Here is an 18,744-nt window from a genome sequence, read left to right as displayed (position 1 = left end):
TAAGATTGAACAGTCCCTGTTATTCAAAACTGTTTCTATAGATGTCAAAACAGTACTCTTCGAAACACAGCCAACACATAAAAGTGTAGTGAGGAAGGCGGTGTCTGTTTTTTACAGCTTCGCCAAGCGAATCTTCGATTTCTTCCCTGATGTTTTCCAGATCTTCAAGATGCTGGATATAGAACTTTTTGCAATCCGCATGATAAATAAATTCGGAAATCATACCGCTAATGCATCCGCCGTTCTGCAGGTCTTCAAGGAAAGATTTAAGCTGTTCTTTTTTAATTCCGTCATAGGATTCCAATTCGGAAAGAATAATTTTATTAAGCGCAAGGCTCACATCGTAATGGGCGTATACTGATTTTTCTAAGGTTTTCATAACTCATTTCTTTAGGCTTATACATTTATCATCCGAATTAAAAAGGCAGGTCGTCAGGCTGTTCGCTTTTATTGTTTTTTGCGGGAACGGCTTTAGCCTGCGCAGGCTGAGTGTCTGATGCAAAAACAAGTATTTTAATGTTGCTTGTGTGAAAAGTGAGGCTTCCCACAGCTTTGCCCTCTGAATTGAGATAGGCGTTCACTCCTACTCTTCCGAATAGTTCCACCATTGTGCCTTTTTTGAGCCACTGGGCTATACCTGCAGTGAGCCAGTACGAGCAGTCAATAAAAGTGACTATTTTTTTAACTTCATTACTGTCTTTGGTTTTGTAGGTCTCATTAACTGCAATGGAGAAGTTAACAACCTGTCTGTCTTTTGCTGTTTGAACAACAACAGCATCTCTGGTTAAGCGTCCTGTAATTTCCATGATTTTAAAAGTTTTAAATTATTACTGCTTCTTCCCGCCTGCTCCGCAAAAATTGTTTTCAAAAGAAAAAACGGAAAAAAAGAAAGCAAGAATCCAGTGTCCGGTTAACGGGTACGGAGTGCTATAAGTCCCGAAGGGCAGCAAAGCTGTTATGCGCATGCAGTACCCGGCGGACACTAATTTGGCTGCCCTTTTAGTCCGTTTCGAGTGAAAACCTATAAAATACTTTTCTCCTTAAACTAAAACCTGCAAGTACAATTTTCGCCAAACTCCAAATATGAAAAGAATAAAATCTCCACTCTTTTGGCAAGAGTTACTCTATATTTGTAATACATTAAAAATTTGTTTTATGGCAAAAAAGGGAGAAGATTTAGAAATTTTGGCAATGGATTTTCTGTCAACGATTTTTAAGGAATTACAGTTTGAAGTTGTACGTAAAAGAATTCAATTATCAGGCACTCAAAATGGGTACGACAATCTGATAGAAATTGTGAATAATAAATACATAAACAAATCTATTTATAGTGAATGTAAAGACTATACTTCAGAGCTGAATTATACGGATGCGATGATTAAGTTGCCTCAGATTGCATCTTCTCACGATAAGGTTGATCTAGTACTTTTTATATCACCCAGAAGAAAATTTAGCAATATTTATGAAGAAACCAAAAACAAACCATTTTTGGAAAGTTTTGCCAACTCTCATTTTAAAGTTGCTATTTTAAGTCCGGAAACAGACGTTGAAAAGTATTTTTCTCTTTATCCTGAAATTTACAAAAGAGCATACAAGAAGGAAGCCCAAGTTTTAACAGAAGAAGAAAGAGAAGATATTTTAAACCAATTTGACAAGTTTATTTTCTCGGACAAAAATTTGCAGAAGATTGTCATTGATGAGTCGGACAAAGAAAAGTATATCGAAACTATTGAAATTGACCAATATCACATTAAAAGGAGTTTAAGGGAGAGCCAAAAAAGGAAGCATGAGTTTTATATGTCAACTTCGAATCAGAAAACTTTACTTTCTGAGCTGGAAAGTAAAAAAGGCATTATTCTACTGGGCAATCCGGGATATGGCAAAACTTCCGAATTAAAACAGTTAGCTGCAGAGCTATGGAATAAAAGGGAAATCACAAACATAATCCCTTTCTTTAAGACATTAAAGAATTTTACAATGTCCTCTCAGATTGAAAATTTTCTGCCACCAAATTTCAAGTTAATTCCAAGACTAGCCATAATTTTTGATGGTGTTGATGAAATTGAAAACATTACAGACTTCAGCAGTAAGCTGAGAAATTTTATCTCTGAGAATAAAGGATCATTTGATAATAAAAGCCTCTCTCTTACAATTAGCTGTCGAACTAATATTTACAAAAAATATATAAAAACCATACATGATCTTGATATATACTTTTAAAATGAGGTCAGTGTTTCCAGCGGAATAGAATTCCTTAAAACTAAATATGACTTAGATTTAGAAAACCACAGAAATTTTGACACCTCTAAAAACAGGGAAATTTTAGAAAATCCCTTTTACCTTGATTTAATAGGAAGCCACTATAAAATTCATAAAGTGCTACTGACTAACAAAGCCTTACTAATTCAGGAATTTGTCGACTTAAGATTGAATGATGACAGAATGAATAAATTCAGCAATGACATCGTATTTGATAAAGACAGGATTTTAAGCTATACAAAAAAAATAGCATTTGTATTAGAAGCTATGCAGAAACCGTTTTTAACTGCCGGTGAAATTAAAAGAGCGGCTCAGGTGGATGAAATAACTCTGGCTAAAAACTCTTTTCTGGAAGAAAACCTGGCAGACAACTGGAGTTTTGTACTTAAAAATATTCAGGAATATTTTGTTGCCAGTATTTTGTCCGACTTAGATTTTGATGAAATTATTGAAATAATTAAGATTGATGTAGAGACAAATAAAGTTCACCCAACCTGGCATAATGTTGTTACTTTTCTGTTGAATCTTATTTTTTCAAGGAGAAGTTTATATGACGCCCTGATTGACTGGCTGCTGGATAATGATTTTGAATTACTTTTTAATGCGGATTCAGACAGGATTACAGATGAGATAAAATCTAAGGTTTTACAAAACTTTTTTACTAAAAACTGCATAGAAGAGAATCTTTGGATTAACGATCTAAAAAACATTGCTTTATTTAGTGAATGCAAGGAGAATATTGAATTTCTGATTTCTGAAATAAACAGTAGCAATCGTCATAGAAGAGCCAGAATGTCCGCTTTAAAACTTCTGTCTTACATGAACGTTACTCCCGTATACTTTGAGCAGATAAAGACGGTCGTTTTGGAAATCATCCGCGAAAACAATTCTGCTGAGGAAAATTACGTATATGTTGTGGAGGATGCCATTATGCTTACCAAGAGCCTGGGCCTGAATGAAGATTCAGTTTTTTTTAATCAAATAATCGAACTGCTTAAAAACAGAGATGAAAAAGAAATTATACGCGCAATCCTATCGAGTGTGCCCGTTGCATCTACAATAGACAATATTGACTATTTTTTAGAAATATTAGACAAAACAATTGGGATGAAAAAATGGAATTCAATAACAAAATACGGCTCTATTATTTCAACAAAGGACAATGTATTCAGTTTATTTACCAATATTGAGAATGGTGCTGTACTATTGAAAATTTATGAATACTGCATTGACAGGCAAAAAAACCATTCGTTTAAAGAAAGTTTAATTAAAGAATTTTCAGCTCATATAAAAGAGTTTTTCAAATACAATAAGCAATTCCATCCAGATTTAATTAGAATTATTTCAAATGCAGTCATAGACGATAAAGCAAATCATTATGATGATGATCTGCTATTAGATGTTGCTAAAGCCTGTAGTATTGAAACGCCCCTATTTGATATAATAATAGAATGCGTTCACGGAAACAACGTTGACAGACATTTTTTAGCAGCAATTATCAACGAAGATGATTTTGAAAAAATTCTACAGAAATATAGTTCGGGCATCTTAAATGACGAATTCCTGCATCAATTTAGAAATGTATTAAGCAATAGGAATTTTGATTTAAGCAAACAGCTTGAAAATTATATCGAGTCGCGAAGCTCTTACATTTTTCAGGAAAAATGCAGCAAAGAGGAGCTTAATGTAAGAACCGAACATTGGCAAACCAAAGAACAAAAGGATTTTGATGTCCTTTTTGACAATGAAGAAATTACTGCTCAAATTTCCAAACTCTTTGAATACCTTGGTAAAACAGATTTAAGTTTTGAAGATCTTGATAAATTCTACCATAAGTACTACAACGACTTTGAACTGCAGAAAACCGTTACCGGCAATGCAAAACAGCTTTTATATGAAATTCTCAGAGATAATTACTCCGAAGGCGAAAAGCTTAATAAAGCAGATGTCGACAAAGAAATAGCGGAGGCAAAATCCAATATAATGCAGGATATTTTAAACAGTCTTCCGAAAGATGAAAAAAGCAAGAAAATTGAAATCTCGGATAAACAAAAACAATTTATTAAAGATTGGTGCGATGAGAACACTCCTTTAGTGAAAGAGTATTATTCGAATCATCTTTTTATAGGAGAAAATGAACACAGCTACGAATATTATGTCTTTGAAGCTATCTATAAATTTCAAAAGTTTTTTCACTTTAACCTTGATCCAGAATTGCTTTTGAACATGCTGTGGCTCAATAATTTCGAGAAAGGAATTAAGACTGAATATCTGGAAGGTATTGTGGATATTGGAAACGTGAATGAGCGCGTCAAATACAATTTGTTAAATGCAAAGCTTTCAGCACCAAATTTTTGTAATCATTTAAAATACTGCCTGGCAAATCAAATTGATATTAAGAGGTTAAATATCGATTTAAAATCAAAAATATATGCTTTTTTAGAGGCTGGACGATATTACTATGCAGGAGAAATACTAGAAAACTTTTTCAGCAGGGATTTGGAAACCCTAAAAGAGCTTTTGAACTATAATTTACAAAACAACAGAGAAACCAATCGCTCTCTATACGACTCCATTGTATCACTGTTAACAAAAGCAGACAGGCAGGACATCGCTAGGGATTTTTTAATTAATAAATGCCCAAGTTTACTGGCTGATGATATTTATACAGAAAAAGAAATCGCAAGAAACCTGATCGGCTTAAATTACGAGGATGGTTTTGCAAAATATCACGAAATAATAAAAAATCAGATTACTGATAATAAAACAGGAGAATTTGCTTTTAGAAATCAGGAATGGCTGAATTTCACCCATTCAAGTGCTTTAGAAGTACTGGTCTCTACATTTGATTTATGCCTCTCAGCTCCGAAAACAGAAGATCTGTTTGGCGATCATTATTCGCCTTTGAGAGTGTGTTTTGAGACCATCAGCAACATTTGTAAAGCAAATGATGAAGCTACCTGCGTAAAAGCCTTAGAATTGCTCAACAATATAGACACTGGGACACTCAAGGCACAGAATGTTGATTTATTCTATTTGAACAAATTAAAAAGTGACGTCCATGAGTTACTTTACAGTCACAAATCAAAGCCTTATAAACTAGCACAAGTTTTAAAATTATTAGATGATAATAAATACATGTTTATTTCATAAGACATAAAAAAGTAAAAATTATAAAATACTTCAAAAAACGGGATTATCTGCATGGCTTATATTGGTACCCTAAAGAAGAAATGTTTTCAATTCTAAGTTCATTCACACGATCAAGAAAAGACAAAAGAAATATTTTTAGATTTATTAACAAAAAAAATAAAACAGAAGTTTTAAAAATAAAGTTTATGGCATTAACATTGAGACAAGTTGTAAAACGTTGTATTAATAAATATAACACGATTATCAGGATCAAAAAATATCGCCATCGTCATTTGATACTAAAAACTTTGTACAAAAAGAGAAAATCTCATGGTGAGCCGGATATAATTGATATCAGCGACATAGGCCTGAGTTTCGATAAACTTTCAGAAATTTCTAAGCTTCGGGAATCCGAGGTTTTACAACAATTATATTATTTAAAAAACGAAAAAGAAATACTGGAAGAGATATTAGAAGAAAAATTTTCCCATACCTCTTATTATTATATTTCTCAAGCAGGGATTGCATCATACAGTGATGAGAAATATCTAACTAAAGGAACAAAGGAATTCTGGGAGAATACTTATGATGTTGCAAAAAATTTATCTACCCTAATTTTATTAATACTTGCTATAATTACGTTTGCCGGCAATTGGAACGCCAGTAAAAAAAACGAAAACGAAATTGAAACTTTGAAATTAGAATTGAAACAAATTAGAGATTCAATAAATTCAAAAGCAAATCGAAAAAATTAGTTTTTACATTAATATAAAATTAATCTGAAAAAATGGAAAAATGTAATCTTTGTAAAGAAAATGATGCCGATAAAAAAGGTTCTCATATTGTACCGCACTTTCTACTTAAAAGAATTGAGAATATAGAGGGGAAAACTGGACGTGATTATGAAATAGGATTTAAGATTGGAAGATTATTTTCTAAGTCCCATTTTGGAAGGGCTGTACAGCCAGAAAAACTTGAAGAAACATTTGGACAAATCAGCGATAAGGATATTGAAAATAACAATCATCCTTTGGTAGCAGACCATTTGCTGTGTTCTGATTGTGAAGAAAGACTCGCTTAAATTGAAAGCAGATATTCACAAACATTGCAAACGCTGGATGAAGTTAATTACGAATCCGGAATTAGCAGCTCAGAGGGAATCTTATTTTGGATAAGTATATTCTGGCGGATGTCAATACATAGAGAAAGTGGTGTTAAATTAACTGCCGGGCAAAACGAACAGTTAAGAATAATATTAGATACTTTCCTTCCTATAAAAAACAAAAGCCTCGATGATAGTTTAATCTCTGAAAGTGATTTGTTAAAAACATTATCATATAAAATAATCAGATGTAATAACTGTGAGCGGCAAAAAGGAAAGTGGCTTTTATTTCACCCAGACTTTTATAATTCACTGTGTCTTTTTATAGATGAATTTGTTGTCATTTTGAGTTTAGATGGACGATATGACGAGCTGGAAAAAACAGATTGTTTTGGAATAAATGATTTGATTCTGGATGCCCCTACTAATAATGTGGGAGGTCAAGAAATGATCAAACCTTTTGATAAATCTATTTTTATTGAATTCACTCAAAAAATTGTAAAAAAATTACTAGATGTTTATGTGGGAGGACTGGATGAGTTTTTCGACCAAGTACATATTGCTGCAGGTGGTAAAGCGGATAAAATGCCTGCAGAAATGAAGCAGGAGATTATGGAAGAATTAGTCTCCGTTGAAAAAAAAATGGGAAGAAAGTATACTCAAGAAGAAATTATAAATTCAACATTTAAAATCATGAAAAATTATGTTGGCTAGCTCTCGTCAGGGTTATATTTACTCATAAAATCACAAACTTTTACTATGCTTACTTTATTGTCGGGATGTTTGTAAAGCAAATTGCCATCCCCGATGTCAAAGAAAATTGGCGCACCTGCTGAACCCCAGCTTTTCCTTTCGCGTTTCCATGACAGGGTCAATTTGTCCTTATCTTTAATAATTTTATTTTTTTCTTCATCAAAATCAGCTTCTATTTTTTTCAAATTTGTATTGATATAATTGTCGATTGAGGTTTTGAGATCCTGATATTCCCTATCATTCTCAGCGTTCTCCGACTTCAAAAACGAAATTTCTCTTTTAAACTGGGCAATTTCGACTTCGAGATTTAGATACTGCGAGGCGATGGATTTTAATTCCTTCCTCAGGGCTGGTTTCAGATTTTCAAGTTCATTGAGAATCTCATTACGTTCCTTGTAAAGCTCCTCAATTTTTATATTATTTTTGATAGCTGCCCCTAAAAAGTGCTTGTTGCGTTTCAAGTCCCCCAATAACCTAAAAAATGTTTTTTTAGTAGAAATTGTATCGTCACTGAGAATTTCTATAAGAGATGAATCAACAAATAAGTTTTCGCTTTGCCAGATAATTATAATCTGCTCGGCAAATGTTTCTGCATTTTTATTGTAGCTTTTAAAAAGGTCAGTCATAGACTCTAATTCTTCTAACGCATCTTCCCTAGATTGGATTTCCGAAGTCAAACTGTTTTGTTTTTTCTTTATATTCTGCAGTCCAACAGAATTGTGTTTACTTAACAGACTTCTCTGTTTTGCATAGCGAAGCTCGGTTTCTGCCAGCTGTTCAGTTGATAAATTTTCAGTAATCAAATTATCTTTAAACGTCTGCGCATTTATAACCCAAATCATTTTTTCATAAAATTTTTCCCGCTCGGCAATAGTTACTGAAGAAATCGTGGAATTTTGAAATTCTATTACAATACCATTTTGCGTAAAAATGTCAGCGATGTGCTTTTCGCCGTTCTTTTCTATAATTGTTTCCTGCCAGTCAAATGGAAATTTATTTTTCCAGTCCCGATGCCACTCGGTTTCACCTTCTTTCCATAAGTCACAATCTTGGTTATGGACATGCTGCCAATGCCAAATATAAATTTCTCCACATTTTCCTCTTACCTCCTTTTTGCAGAAGCCGCATACGGCTTTTTCGCCGGAATAAGCAGGAGTAATCTTTTTTCCACTAATGTCTATCGCATGCTGCATGGTCAAAATAATGAAAGTTTATTATTTATATGAAAAATCATTCATTCATTACTTCCAAATATATCGTTTTTTCATTAATAAAATCGCACCTTAAAGAAGACCGTTAAGCTTGGTGACAAGCATTTTTTTATCCGGCAGCTGTACTTTGTATTCTGCTACCATAGTTGGAGAAAGGCTTCTACTTAGTGCATATTCCACCACAGCATGATCCTGATCTTTGCATAACAAGATTCCTATACTCGGGTTTTCATTAGGTTTGCGAACATCACGATCTAATGCTTCCAGATAAAAATTGAGCTGTCCTAGATGTTCCGGTTTAAATTTATCTGATTTTAGTTCAAAGGCTATGAGGCATTGAAGTCCCCTGTGATAAAAAAGCAGGTCAATAAAAAAATCACTATGTCCAACCTGAACTTTATATTCCTCTGCGATAAATAGAAAATCTTTGCCAAGTTCAAGTATAAAATCTTTCATCTGACTGAGAAGGCCTTTTTGAAGGTCGTTCTCGCTGAAGGAATCTGAGAGATTAAGGAAATCAAAAATATAACTGTCTTTAAATGTATTGGCGATATCCGGATGTAATTCTCTCATCGCTGATGAGAGTTTTGTATTTCCCAGAATAGTCCTTTCAAAAACACCGCTGTTAATTTGTCTCTCGAGTTCTCTGGAACTGAACTTCTCCTGTTTTGAGAGCGCAAGATAAAACTCGCGCTCCTCCATGGATTTTGTCCGGCTTAAAATTATAAGATTATTTGTCCAGCTAATTTCTCTCAGCAGTGCTGAGAGTTTTGGAAAATCTTTATAGGCCTGATAAAACTGCTTCATTCTCCAAAGATTTTTATCTGAAAAACCTTTTAATTCAGGCTCGGTATTCTTTAAAAACAGTGCTAATTCGCTAACCACCGATTGTCCCCACTGCTGGTTTTCCAGCCTGATATAGATGTACTGTCCAATATTCCAGTACAGATTTATCATCTCGGTATTGACCGCTGCTATTGCTTTGGATCTGGATTGTTTTATTAACTGGATTATATCTGAGAATTGTTCCTGTAACATCGCTTTTAAATTTTAAGTTTCTTATTGTTCATGTTATTTCTTTAATACTAAATAAGCCAGCGCGGGATCGTTCAGCAGGCGTTCCATTTCGGAATGATTTATATCCTGAATATCCTGCTTTATCTGAAGGTAATTACGCTGGATCATTACGTTGTCAAGTTTTCGGACAGGTGGTATTTCCTTATAATTCTCCATCTCTTTTCTAAGTGCCTCATGATCATTTATAATTTCGTTGTGAAAGGTTTTGAGCTCAATTTTACAATCGGGATCATCGGCAACCATGCCCACAAATTCTCCTGAACTCAGCGCCGAGATTTTCGATGGCGGGACAGCAGATTCCAATTGTTTGGAGCGACTGATTGAAGTGTCTCCGCTATTGATAGAGAGGCTTTCCCTGTCCTGCATAATTTTTCCGAATCGCTCTGATAATTGCTTGGAAGTATCTCCTGTCACTTGTCCACTAATTATATTTCCGACAATATTCATAATAACATCTGCCTGTTCCCGCCCGTAGTCTTTTCGAAGCTGGGTGAAGTCCTGAACACCCAGGCAGGTCGCCACTTTATTGCTTCTTGCAGTGGCGATTAAACTGTCCATATTATTGAGATATATAGTAGGGAATTCATCAAAGACCAGACTTGATTTCATTTTTCCTTTTTTGTTTACCAGCTTAACAAGCCTGTTTACATAGAGGGATAATACGGCTCCGTATATTTGTATTTTCTGCGGGTTGTTTCCCATGCATACAATTTTAGGCTCCTCAGGATTGTTGATATCCAAAGTGAAATCATTTCCTGATAAGACATAGTATAACTGCGGGGAGGAAAGCCGGGCCATGGCGATTTTCGCAGTAGCAATCTGCCCCTCAAGCTGGTCAGTCGCCTCGTTGAGGTAAGCGTTAATAAACGGGTTTATCAGTACTTCAATTTCTTTCTCTGTCCGGAGCAGCGTAAAGAGACTGTCGTAATCCATCTGCATGAGTTCAATTACGTGAGGCAGGGTACAGAATTCGCCGTCTTTATACTTTCTGAGATACCAGATTACCGCCGATAAAAAATTAATTGGCGACTCCACAAAAAAGTCACCCTGCCTTTTAATCCATTCTCTGTTGAGCCCCATCAGAATAGTCCTTGCCGATTCCGAGGCATCGGTTATATCTTCCATACTCTGGGGATCCAGCGGATTGCAGCGGTGCATGATCTTATCAAAATTGATAAAGTAACATTTAGGCACTATTTTATAAACATGTTTGTTGTTTTCAAATGTATTATAAACAATTTTGGAGAGGTCATCATATTTAAAATCGTAGACAAACATGCTGAAACCTTTTTTTATATGCTGGGTTATCACATGACGGATAACAAAATAAGATTTGCCCGATCCCGGAGTGCCCAGAACCATAAGAGCCCGAAATGGATTTATAATATTGATCCAGCTGCTACGCTGTTTGTCTTTTAGATAATATCTGGCTGGAAGGTTGATGGAATATTCATTTTCCAGAAGTCTTTCTTCCTGTGGAAAAGTCTCATTGAGTTTATTAAAAACATCTTTTTGGCTGAGCCTGTTTTTTATAATCCTTGAAAGCATAGTGCCTCCCGAAAGAATCAATAGAAACCCCGCTGAGGTGCACGTCATATAAGCAATAGCATTACGGGAGCCAAGTGAAAACAGGTACAGCGAAAAATAACTAATAAAATAAGTAACCAGACCTGTTAAACAATAGGTAAAAGCCGTTCTGTAATTAAGTTTTTCATTTTTACGACCCTTTGCACCCAGGAGCGAAATCATCAAAAAACCGAGTGCGAAAAATTTAGATTTGTGGAAATGCGAGAACAATCCCGTACGGTAGATATTGCCCAATATTTTATCGCTAAACGCGCTAGTGAGCTCCCATTGCCTAAAAGCGTAGTAGCAATAAAAGTAAAAGTGAATTATAAGAATGATAATGCCAATAAGCCTTGTCATATCAAGTATTTTTCTAAGCGCCTGTTCATTTTCTCCTGTCTGCATCGCCATTATATTTAGTGTTATTGATTATCGGACTGTCCTTTTCTTTTTTTCTTTTTTCGCTTGCCTTTAAGCTGATTTGGAATATAATTTATGGTCTGTTCTGCCTGGGTCAAAACATCCACTATTCTGCCCAGTAGATCTGTACCGGTCGCATTATTATCCTGGAATAAATCCTCGCTGTTAATATCGGTAATCTTACCGTTATGCGTTCTTACCGAACTTCCATTATCGAAATTGAACTTGTTACTGCCCATTAAAATACAGCGTTCCTGTATTGCTTTTGCGCTGTACTGCTTACCTAATGCGCTGCCATTAAAGACACATTTAGTGGCATGATCTACATAGGTAATTCCGTAAATTAATCCTTCAGTATTTTTTCTGCATATGATATTAATTCCTTCTTTCTCGAGTAATTTTGTCAGCTGGGATAATCGAACATTTCTCGACAAAAGAGCAAGGTCAACTGCATTTTTTATCCTGTTCTTCATTCCCGTATTTACATTCTTATTGGATGCAAATTTCTGCTCTAAAAACTTAAGCGTCGGCTTGTTATAAAAGTCACTGGCTTTAATGGGCACACCAATAGGCTTTCCCTCCGTGTCAAGTATTCGATATACCAGTCCATTTGCCTTAAACACCCTGGAGTTCTCGTTTCCCCGGTCAGCCATTACATTATATAGCTGCAATACTGCATTCAATTCCGAAAGACTGGTATATTTATAGGAAGATACTACACCGTCGAGCACTGCAGAAATTGCTTTTTTTGATTGTATCCGGCCATAACGTACCTTGGATGCAGCTATAGGTTTGAGCGAGGAATCAGTATTGTTTTTACGGCCTTGTGCCTCTACAAGTCCGAAAGATTTCTCAATCTCTTTACGGGCAGTTTCAGATTGGTTCCGACCAATATTGTGCATGTCAATACGGCTTCCGTCCGGCTTCACTTTTATGGATACCAAATGGATGTGCGGGTGAGCTGCATCGTGATGCTGGTATACCAAATAGGGCTGCTCTGCAAAGCCAATTTTTTCCATGTAAGTATGTGCAATTGCAATTAATTTCTCTTGGGATAATGTACTTTCAGAAGGATCAAAATTCAGTGAGATATGAACACTATTTCTCTTTACATTCTGGTTCAAAGCATTTTGTTTCAGCAATCTGTTGAGCCTCATTGAAACATTCATCTGCTCCAGATCAACGGGATAATTTCCTTCTGCGATACACTCTGCAACACCTTGTTTCACTTTGTTCTCATTATAATTAAAAACATTATGAACAGAGGATCCTGTCTTTATGATTGCAACCATTTTTCAGAAATTTTTTGAGTACATTTTTTTATCTCTTCAATCTTACCAAGCAATATTTTCTGCTCGAGTTCATGGCTTATAATCCAGGTTCGAAACTCAGGAACCTGGTTAAGGGTGTGCAGTTTTTTCACGGCCTGATTTAGATTATTTCCTATTGCTTTAAGTTCATTGCGTAAGCGGATAATTTCACCCATTAATTCGTCTAGGGACTCATTTCGATAATTGGTTGTGATGGCTTTATTAAATAAATATTTGCGGATGTATTCACTTAATTTTCGACAGGTTGTCGCCTTCCATCTACGTTCAATTTTTGCGTACTCTGCAGGTGTAAAACGCAGGCCTACAATACGTGTTCTGTTTGAATTTTCTTTTTCCATCTTCTTTCCTTTTCATTAATTTCAAACTCTCTTTCTCTTTCCAGTGTCACTGCCCACGAGTTCCGAGTACAGGGCAGCCAGATTCGGTTGTTTAACAACCGGACATCTGGCCGATTGCAGGAACGTGGCGATCTTTCAGCTTTATTAATGTCTTTTAGGATTTTTGCATTTTCTGAAGCAATCCTGAAATCCAATCACAATAAACTGCCTTGAGTAAATATTTACAGATTATTTCTTAATCTGTACGAAGTTAGGCAAGCTCTGCCTATTGAGCCTATCATGGACATATTATGTCCATGATAATTAAGAAGCCTATATATATCTTTGTATTAATAAATATTAATTTAAAGACGTGAAATTATGATGACAACAAATGATGTAGCAAAGGTTTTCGATACTATATTTAGTATCCCGGGCATGAATGAAGTAGTGAAGATGGATTTAAAAATTTCACGGAAGAATGTACTTTTATTAAACCATGTAATTGAACGCGGGCTCGCGGCAAAAGGTGATGATAAATCATCGCTCTTTTTGACAACTATTCCACAGGAAAATCTTCAGGAATTAAAACAATTTGGAGATGAATTTCTTCACAAAGCCGGACTCATAGAATTCAGCGAAAAATTCAGTACACTGAGCGATACCGGAAAGTAATTAAAGTTAAAAAAATCAATTGATGCCAATAAACAAATATTGTTTATTGGCATCTCCTTTTTATGCTGGGAGGCAATCTTATTTTTTAACTAACAATTGAATGCTATTGAATAATCTGTGCCTGTTTTTGATAACAACCAAAATAACAGATCATTGTAAATTTGTCTTAGTTGTAATCAACAAAATACATGATCCTATTGGATGCTTTTTAAGATTTACAAAAGAGTATAGAGGTCCTATCAAGTCCTAATAACTCATCAGGAACTTTTCAACTAATTACTTTACCTGAAGTCATGGAATTAAACAAAAACATAAGAACAATTACCATACAAATAATATGTCTTTTATACGTGATGCTATTTGTTTATGCAGCTGTGAGCAAATTATTGGATTTTGAGAATTTTCAGGTGCAGCTTGGACAATCCCCATTATTGAGTTCTTATGCATCGTACGTATCATGGATGGTCCCAACTCTCGAGCTCTTAATTGCGTTTCTACTCTTTGTTCCGAAATTCCGCAATTATGGTTTGTATGCCTGTCTCTGTTTGATGACTATGTTTACGGCATATATTTATATTGTCCTGCATTACAGTTCTTTCGTTCCCTGTTCCTGTGGCGGAATTTTAGAGAAAATGAGCTGGAATGTTCATTTAGTCTTTAATCTTTTCTTTGTTGGAATAGCGGTGCTGGGAATAGTTTTTAGTCATCGATATAAAACGGAGAATAATAGTCTAAAAAACAAATTGTCGCCAGCTAAAACTATTCCTTTTTCGATACTATTAAGTATATTCTTTGTTATAGCTTTATTTCTATCATCTGAAGAAATTATGCACCATAAAAATCCATTTATCAGACGCTATATTAAGAGATCAGTACACCTTGTACATTCCACAGATTTAAAATATAATTCTTATTATTTCTCAGGCAGTAGCACAGGCAAACTGTACTTGGGCAATTACACAACACCTTCTCAAATTTTATCGATCGATACCTCATTCAAGTTTCAGCAAAGAAATAAAATAGATCTTAATGGCCACCGTATTGCCCTTGGTGCCATCAAAACTTTAGTAAGGGAAAAACATTTTTACTTAATGGATGGAACTGTTCCCTATATATATGCAGGCAGCACTGAAAACTGGAAGATTACTTCTCATTTAAAAGAGCCTCCCCGTTTTACATCAGCGGAGCCAATTGATAAATCAACTTTTATTTTTCGAAATAATAGCGGGGTCAAATCTGCTAACATTCTTGGTACATATTCAGCAGAAAACGGCACTAAAATCAAGTATGCGCCGGATTTATTAATACAGCAGATTGACGGAATTTTTGATACCGATGGCATGTTGCTGTACAGCAATAAAATGGAAAGGGCTGTGTATGTGTATTTTTACCGGAATGAAATTATAGTAGCAGACAAGAATGGAAAATTAGATTACCGCGGCAAGACCATCGATACTATTTCCAAAGCAAAAATTAAGGTAGCATATCTCAAAAACGAAACTGTACGTAAGATGTCAGCTCCGCCGGTTATGGTTAATTCCCAAAGCACTCTGCATAACAACCTGCTGCTTGTAGAATCAAAAATTCCAGGACTTTATGAAGATCCTGCCATCTGGAAACATGCTTCGGTTATTGATGTTTATAACATTAGAAAAAACAGTTATATTTTAAGTTTTCCCATTTTTGAAATTGGAGATGACAAACTTAAATCTTTGTTTTTAACCGATAGACATTTGTATGTTATGATCGGTACAAAACTATTGATGTATGAGCTAAGGGAAAACCTTAAAAAAGAGATGGAAACTGATTAACAGACATTCATAAAAATTTACAAAAGTATACCGGCCGGTACCAGGAATAAGATCGAACACCTGTATAAAATAGTAGATCATTTTAACCTTAATACATATTATTATGAAAACCACATTTTTAAAATCGACAATGCCCTTTGCACTAGTTGCAGTAATGGGAATCTCAGGTGCTTTTTTGACCACTTCAATGCAGAGTGCTTCAAAGGCTGCCCCTAAAACTGGATATATAAACAGCGCTCAATTGCCCTGTAATGTTCCGGTAAGTTGTAACACTACACCGAGACCTCAAATCTGTCAGGCCAATGGACAACAGGCTTTTGGAAAGGATAATAACTGCCAGGAGGTTCTTTATCGTCCTAATTAATCAAAGGATGCTTAAATGCAATGCAGTTCTAAAAAAGAACTGCATTGTTGTTTAAATAATTAATTAACTGCCTCTTCTGGCCATGTAACAGACTCATCATTTTTAAGGTAATAATCAAACCATTGACTGATTCTGAGACTAAGATTTATTTGATTTTTTTCTTTCATTAAGACATGCTTTTCATTCGGGTACAAAAGCATTGTTGCAGATTTCCCCAATCTTCTCAGGGCCATATAAAATTCCACACTCTGTTGCCAATTGACATGCCAGTCTGCCTTTCCAGCCCATAACAAAATAGGGGTTTTAATAGCGTCTGTATTTACTATAGGAGAATTTTTTAAATATAAATCAGGATCCTCAAAAGGAGTTTTCCCCATGCGCCACTGCTGGCTTTGAAAACGGCTCATATCAGAAATATTCAGGTCCCAACCTACAGTCAGATAAAAACTGTAAAGATCTGCAATTGAAGCGCCAGAAACAGCTGCAGCAAAAAGGTCTGTCTGGGTAATTATAAAATTTACCTCATACCCTCCGAAAGAATGTCCCATCAAACCGACTTTTAATGGATCAACCAAATTTTTATTTATAATGTGATGGGTTGCACTAACAGTACAATCGACCGTATCCTCTCCAACTTTTCCAGTTTCATGTTCAATATCAGGACATAAAATAAAATAGTCATTTGTTGTTAGCACAGATGCATTAAAGCCACTGCCGGAAAATAAGGTAGGATTAATATATTTATGAAGTCCATGAGATTGCTTTTCGTAAACATAAACAATCATTGGATACTTTTTTTTTGGACTGTAATTTGCTGGATAGTATAAAATGCCCTGTAATTCTTTTCCTTTTGAATTGCTGTATGAAATAAGTTCAGACGTTCCCCATTGAAATTTATTGTAATGGGAATTGCTTTGAAAAATGATTTTTTCCACACTGTTATTTTCTTTTACAACCAGCCGCGGCGGAAGATTAAATTTCTGCTGCTGATAGATATATAGATGATGTTTTTTTATGTAATGCATATTATCAAAATAACTATCACCATACAATATTTGTTTCATGCCACTGTCTTTCTCCAAGCTGTAATATCCAGTCTTGCCGTCATCGCCTTCTGCACGAAGAATCAGCTTGTCATTTAAATCTATAGTAACTCCTTTCCAGCCGTCATAATTTTGGACCAGAAGATCATAATCTCCCAGAGTACTTAATCTGAATTTATTTTTATTTTCCCTCCCCTTCGTAAGTCTTCTAAATGAAGTTCCATCATACCTTACCGCCCAAATATCATATTGATCATACAATAAGATCTCTTTGTCTCCTGGAGTCCATCCGGGATTACCATATGCGGAATCACCACCCAATATAAAGACTCTGCCAAAGAAAGGCACTTTGATTTTCTGTGTGATGTTCTTGTGAGATTTAATTTTAGCATCGTAAATCCACCAGTTATTATCCCTATAGTACGCAATAAACCTGCCCGAAGGAGATGGGAGCAGATCCGAATGGATTTCGCTCTGTTTTCTGACCAGTATATCTTTTTCACCTGTAACCAGATTCACTATATAATAATCCCTGGGAGCTTCAATTTCAAACTGGGGTTCATATTGTTTAGGATTCGATACAATTGCCATAGTTTTATTGCCGTTGAGCATAACGCTGGGGAAATCCGCAGATGAAATTTGGACAATATTTCCCGATGCAGGATACCACACAGCCAGATTTGCTTTTTCGTAAAACCTCCCAGATCTTTGTTCTCGGGGATAAATCCACTTATCTGCAGTATTCCAAACTTCCACTGTATCACTGGCTTTTTTTTGAGCAGGCCTGTTTTTTGGAGCAAGTCCAAAGAATACCTTTTCTAAATCAGGTGATATGCTTAATGGATAAGTCCCATCCTTGTCAAAATTTTTATCCAAAGGAAAATTACTTTGCTCACCTGCATCAAGCTTATACAATTTCTTTAGCTGCAGATTATACAAACAAAGACTCATACTATCATCATTTGAATCCGATGCGGTGTAAAAAGCGACTGCTTTTCCATTTTCCTCCCATGAAAAGTTGTAAAAATCAGCGCTCTGCTGCTTTAAAATCCAGTTTATTGCCGAGGTATTATTCAGACTTAAAAGTCCAACAGAATAATTTGAATTCTCTTTTATTAAAATAATAAGTCCTTTTTCATTAGGGCTCAGGGAAAAGTGGACTACTTCGTGAATTGTTTTGACCTCATTAGTTGATAAATTAAGGATTTGCAGAATTTTGTCTTTTTTTAAAAGTGTAATTATCTGGTCTCTCGCAGATGAATATTCAACCTGTGTATCAATGGGATAAGCTTCCTGATCTCCTGAAGTTAAATTTAAAGTCCTGAGGTTATTTTTATCTTTACAGATCAGATGTCCATTACCCGCAAAACGAGGAAATATCCCTTTTGGAAAATTATAAGTTTTAAGGTTAGCTGTATTGCGTACAAATAAAGTATCTATATCATTATCATAAATCATCCTGTAACTTATCCACTGCCCATTTTGAGAAATATTTTCAACTATTAGTTCTCCCCATTTCTGATAATCGAATTCAGTCAACGGTTTCTTTTGCACCACCTGCCCCCATAAGGGACAGGCTACTAATGGCAAAATAACAAATAAAACTAAAAAAAAATTGAGATTCATATACAGAGATTCCTGTTTCTTGATTCCGACTGGTAAAATATTTTGAGGTATCATAAT

16 protein-coding genes are annotated in these 18,744 nt (G+C 35.2%); 8 read left to right on the top strand and 8 right to left on the bottom strand.

Annotated features, from left to right (window positions below; translation table 11 throughout):
- Positions 1 to 19: 19 nt before the first annotated feature.
- Positions 20 to 379, bottom strand: coding sequence for a DUF7222 domain-containing protein (locus ABEB31_RS12190; protein ID WP_347051898.1), 360 nt, complete (start codon positions 377 to 379; stop codon positions 20 to 22).
- Positions 380 to 416: 37 nt separating this feature from the next.
- Entirely contained in the window at positions 417 to 806 is a 390-nt protein-coding gene (locus tag ABEB31_RS12185; protein WP_347051897.1) for a single-stranded DNA-binding protein, read from the bottom strand.
- A gap of 277 nt (positions 807 to 1,083) precedes the next feature.
- On the opposite strand from ABEB31_RS12185, the gene ABEB31_RS12180 reads away from it, so the two are divergent.
- From ABEB31_RS12180 to ABEB31_RS12160, 5 genes are all read left to right on the top strand, one after another.
- Positions 1,084 to 2,220 carry an NACHT domain-containing protein gene (locus ABEB31_RS12180; RefSeq protein WP_347051896.1) on the top strand — a complete coding sequence of 379 codons (1,137 nt, stop codon included), beginning with the start codon at positions 1,084 to 1,086 and terminating at the stop codon, positions 2,218 to 2,220.
- A 156-nt stretch (positions 2,221 to 2,376) separates the two neighbouring features.
- Complete coding sequence (locus ABEB31_RS12175; RefSeq protein ID WP_347051895.1) at positions 2,377 to 5,412, top strand: hypothetical protein; 3,036 nt, start codon at positions 2,377 to 2,379, stop codon at positions 5,410 to 5,412.
- An 80-nt stretch (positions 5,413 to 5,492) separates the two neighbouring features.
- Positions 5,493 to 6,146: a hypothetical protein gene (locus ABEB31_RS12170; protein ID WP_347051894.1), complete on the top strand. Its 654-nt coding sequence runs from the start codon at positions 5,493 to 5,495 to the stop codon at positions 6,144 to 6,146.
- Between the two features lie 32 nt (positions 6,147 to 6,178).
- On the top strand, positions 6,179 to 6,472 hold the full coding sequence (locus ABEB31_RS12165; RefSeq protein ID WP_347051893.1) for a hypothetical protein: 294 nt from the start codon (positions 6,179 to 6,181) through the stop codon (positions 6,470 to 6,472).
- Positions 6,473 to 6,496: 24 nt separating this feature from the next.
- On the top strand, positions 6,497 to 7,207 hold the full coding sequence (locus ABEB31_RS12160; RefSeq protein ID WP_347051892.1) for a hypothetical protein: 711 nt from the start codon (positions 6,497 to 6,499) through the stop codon (positions 7,205 to 7,207).
- Here ABEB31_RS12160 and ABEB31_RS12155 read toward each other — a convergent pair.
- From ABEB31_RS12155 to ABEB31_RS12135, 5 genes are all read right to left on the bottom strand, one after another.
- Positions 7,204 to 8,439: a competence protein CoiA family protein gene (locus ABEB31_RS12155; protein WP_347052241.1), complete on the bottom strand. Its 1,236-nt coding sequence runs from the start codon at positions 8,437 to 8,439 to the stop codon at positions 7,204 to 7,206. The genes ABEB31_RS12160 and ABEB31_RS12155 overlap by 4 nt on opposite strands.
- A 90-nt stretch (positions 8,440 to 8,529) precedes the next feature.
- The gene (locus tag ABEB31_RS12150) at positions 8,530 to 9,495 is read right to left on the bottom strand and encodes a PDDEXK nuclease domain-containing protein (protein WP_347051891.1); all 966 of its coding nucleotides are present in this window, start codon (positions 9,493 to 9,495) and stop codon (positions 8,530 to 8,532) included.
- A 33-nt stretch (positions 9,496 to 9,528) separates the two neighbouring features.
- Positions 9,529 to 11,505, bottom strand: coding sequence for a conjugal transfer protein MobC (gene mobC, locus ABEB31_RS12145; RefSeq protein WP_347051890.1), 1,977 nt, complete (start codon positions 11,503 to 11,505; stop codon positions 9,529 to 9,531).
- 17 nt (positions 11,506 to 11,522) lie between these two features.
- Positions 11,523 to 12,812 (bottom strand): relaxase/mobilization nuclease domain-containing protein, encoded by a 1,290-nt coding sequence (locus ABEB31_RS12140; protein WP_347051889.1) that lies wholly within the window; start codon positions 12,810 to 12,812, stop codon positions 11,523 to 11,525.
- The gene (locus tag ABEB31_RS12135) at positions 12,797 to 13,189 is read right to left on the bottom strand and encodes a plasmid mobilization protein (RefSeq protein WP_347051888.1); all 393 of its coding nucleotides are present in this window, start codon (positions 13,187 to 13,189) and stop codon (positions 12,797 to 12,799) included. The genes ABEB31_RS12140 and ABEB31_RS12135 overlap by 16 nt, the downstream gene beginning before the upstream one ends.
- 360 nt (positions 13,190 to 13,549) lie before the next feature.
- On the opposite strand from ABEB31_RS12135, the gene ABEB31_RS12130 reads away from it, so the two are divergent.
- From ABEB31_RS12130 to ABEB31_RS12120, 3 genes are all read left to right on the top strand, one after another.
- Complete coding sequence (locus ABEB31_RS12130; RefSeq protein ID WP_347051887.1) at positions 13,550 to 13,843, top strand: hypothetical protein; 294 nt, start codon at positions 13,550 to 13,552, stop codon at positions 13,841 to 13,843.
- 293 nt (positions 13,844 to 14,136) lie between these two features.
- Positions 14,137 to 15,654 carry a MauE/DoxX family redox-associated membrane protein gene (locus ABEB31_RS12125; protein WP_347051886.1) on the top strand — a complete coding sequence of 506 codons (1,518 nt, stop codon included), beginning with the start codon at positions 14,137 to 14,139 and terminating at the stop codon, positions 15,652 to 15,654.
- Between the two features lie 103 nt (positions 15,655 to 15,757).
- Entirely contained in the window at positions 15,758 to 16,018 is a 261-nt protein-coding gene (locus tag ABEB31_RS12120; protein ID WP_160374927.1) for a hypothetical protein, read from the top strand.
- Positions 16,019 to 16,077: 59 nt separating this feature from the next.
- Here the strand turns inward: ABEB31_RS12120 and ABEB31_RS12115 are convergent, their stop codons facing one another.
- On the bottom strand, positions 16,078 to 18,741 hold the full coding sequence (locus ABEB31_RS12115) for a S9 family peptidase (RefSeq protein ID WP_347051885.1): 2,664 nt from the start codon (positions 18,739 to 18,741) through the stop codon (positions 16,078 to 16,080).
- Positions 18,742 to 18,744: the final 3 nt, after the last annotated feature.

The sequence above is a fragment of the Flavobacterium olei genome (assembly GCF_039749035.1).
Taxonomy (GTDB): Bacteria; Bacteroidota; Bacteroidia; order Flavobacteriales; family Flavobacteriaceae; genus Flavobacterium; species Flavobacterium olei.
Note: the sequence above shows the minus strand (reverse complement) of the source record. Positions and strands in the feature narration are given on the sequence as shown.

Excerpts from the sequence above, each read along its gene's own strand:
- ABEB31_RS12115 (WP_347051885.1), bottom strand. The coding sequence starts at position 18,741 with ATGATACCTCAAAATATTTTACCAGTCGGAATCAAGAAACAGGAATCT.
- ABEB31_RS12150 (WP_347051891.1), bottom strand. The coding sequence starts at position 9,495 with ATGTTACAGGAACAATTCTCAGATATAATCCAGTTAATAAAACAATCC.
- ABEB31_RS12140 (WP_347051889.1), bottom strand. The coding sequence starts at position 12,812 with ATGGTTGCAATCATAAAGACAGGATCCTCTGTTCATAATGTTTTTAAT.
- ABEB31_RS12135 (WP_347051888.1), bottom strand. The coding sequence starts at position 13,189 with ATGGAAAAAGAAAATTCAAACAGAACACGTATTGTAGGCCTGCGTTTT.
- ABEB31_RS12155 (WP_347052241.1), bottom strand. The coding sequence starts at position 8,439 with ATGCAGCATGCGATAGACATTAGTGGAAAAAAGATTACTCCTGCTTAT.
- mobC (WP_347051890.1), bottom strand. The coding sequence starts at position 11,505 with ATGCAGACAGGAGAAAATGAACAGGCGCTTAGAAAAATACTTGATATG.
- ABEB31_RS12120 (WP_160374927.1), top strand. The coding sequence starts at position 15,758 with ATGAAAACCACATTTTTAAAATCGACAATGCCCTTTGCACTAGTTGCA.
- ABEB31_RS12190 (WP_347051898.1), bottom strand. The coding sequence starts at position 379 with ATGAAAACCTTAGAAAAATCAGTATACGCCCATTACGATGTGAGCCTT.
- ABEB31_RS12130 (WP_347051887.1), top strand. The coding sequence starts at position 13,550 with ATGATGACAACAAATGATGTAGCAAAGGTTTTCGATACTATATTTAGT.
- ABEB31_RS12165 (WP_347051893.1), top strand. The coding sequence starts at position 6,179 with ATGGAAAAATGTAATCTTTGTAAAGAAAATGATGCCGATAAAAAAGGT.
- ABEB31_RS12170 (WP_347051894.1), top strand. The coding sequence starts at position 5,493 with ATGTTTTCAATTCTAAGTTCATTCACACGATCAAGAAAAGACAAAAGA.
- ABEB31_RS12125 (WP_347051886.1), top strand. The coding sequence starts at position 14,137 with ATGGAATTAAACAAAAACATAAGAACAATTACCATACAAATAATATGT.
- ABEB31_RS12180 (WP_347051896.1), top strand. The coding sequence starts at position 1,084 with ATGAAAAGAATAAAATCTCCACTCTTTTGGCAAGAGTTACTCTATATT.
- ABEB31_RS12185 (WP_347051897.1), bottom strand. The coding sequence starts at position 806 with ATGGAAATTACAGGACGCTTAACCAGAGATGCTGTTGTTGTTCAAACA.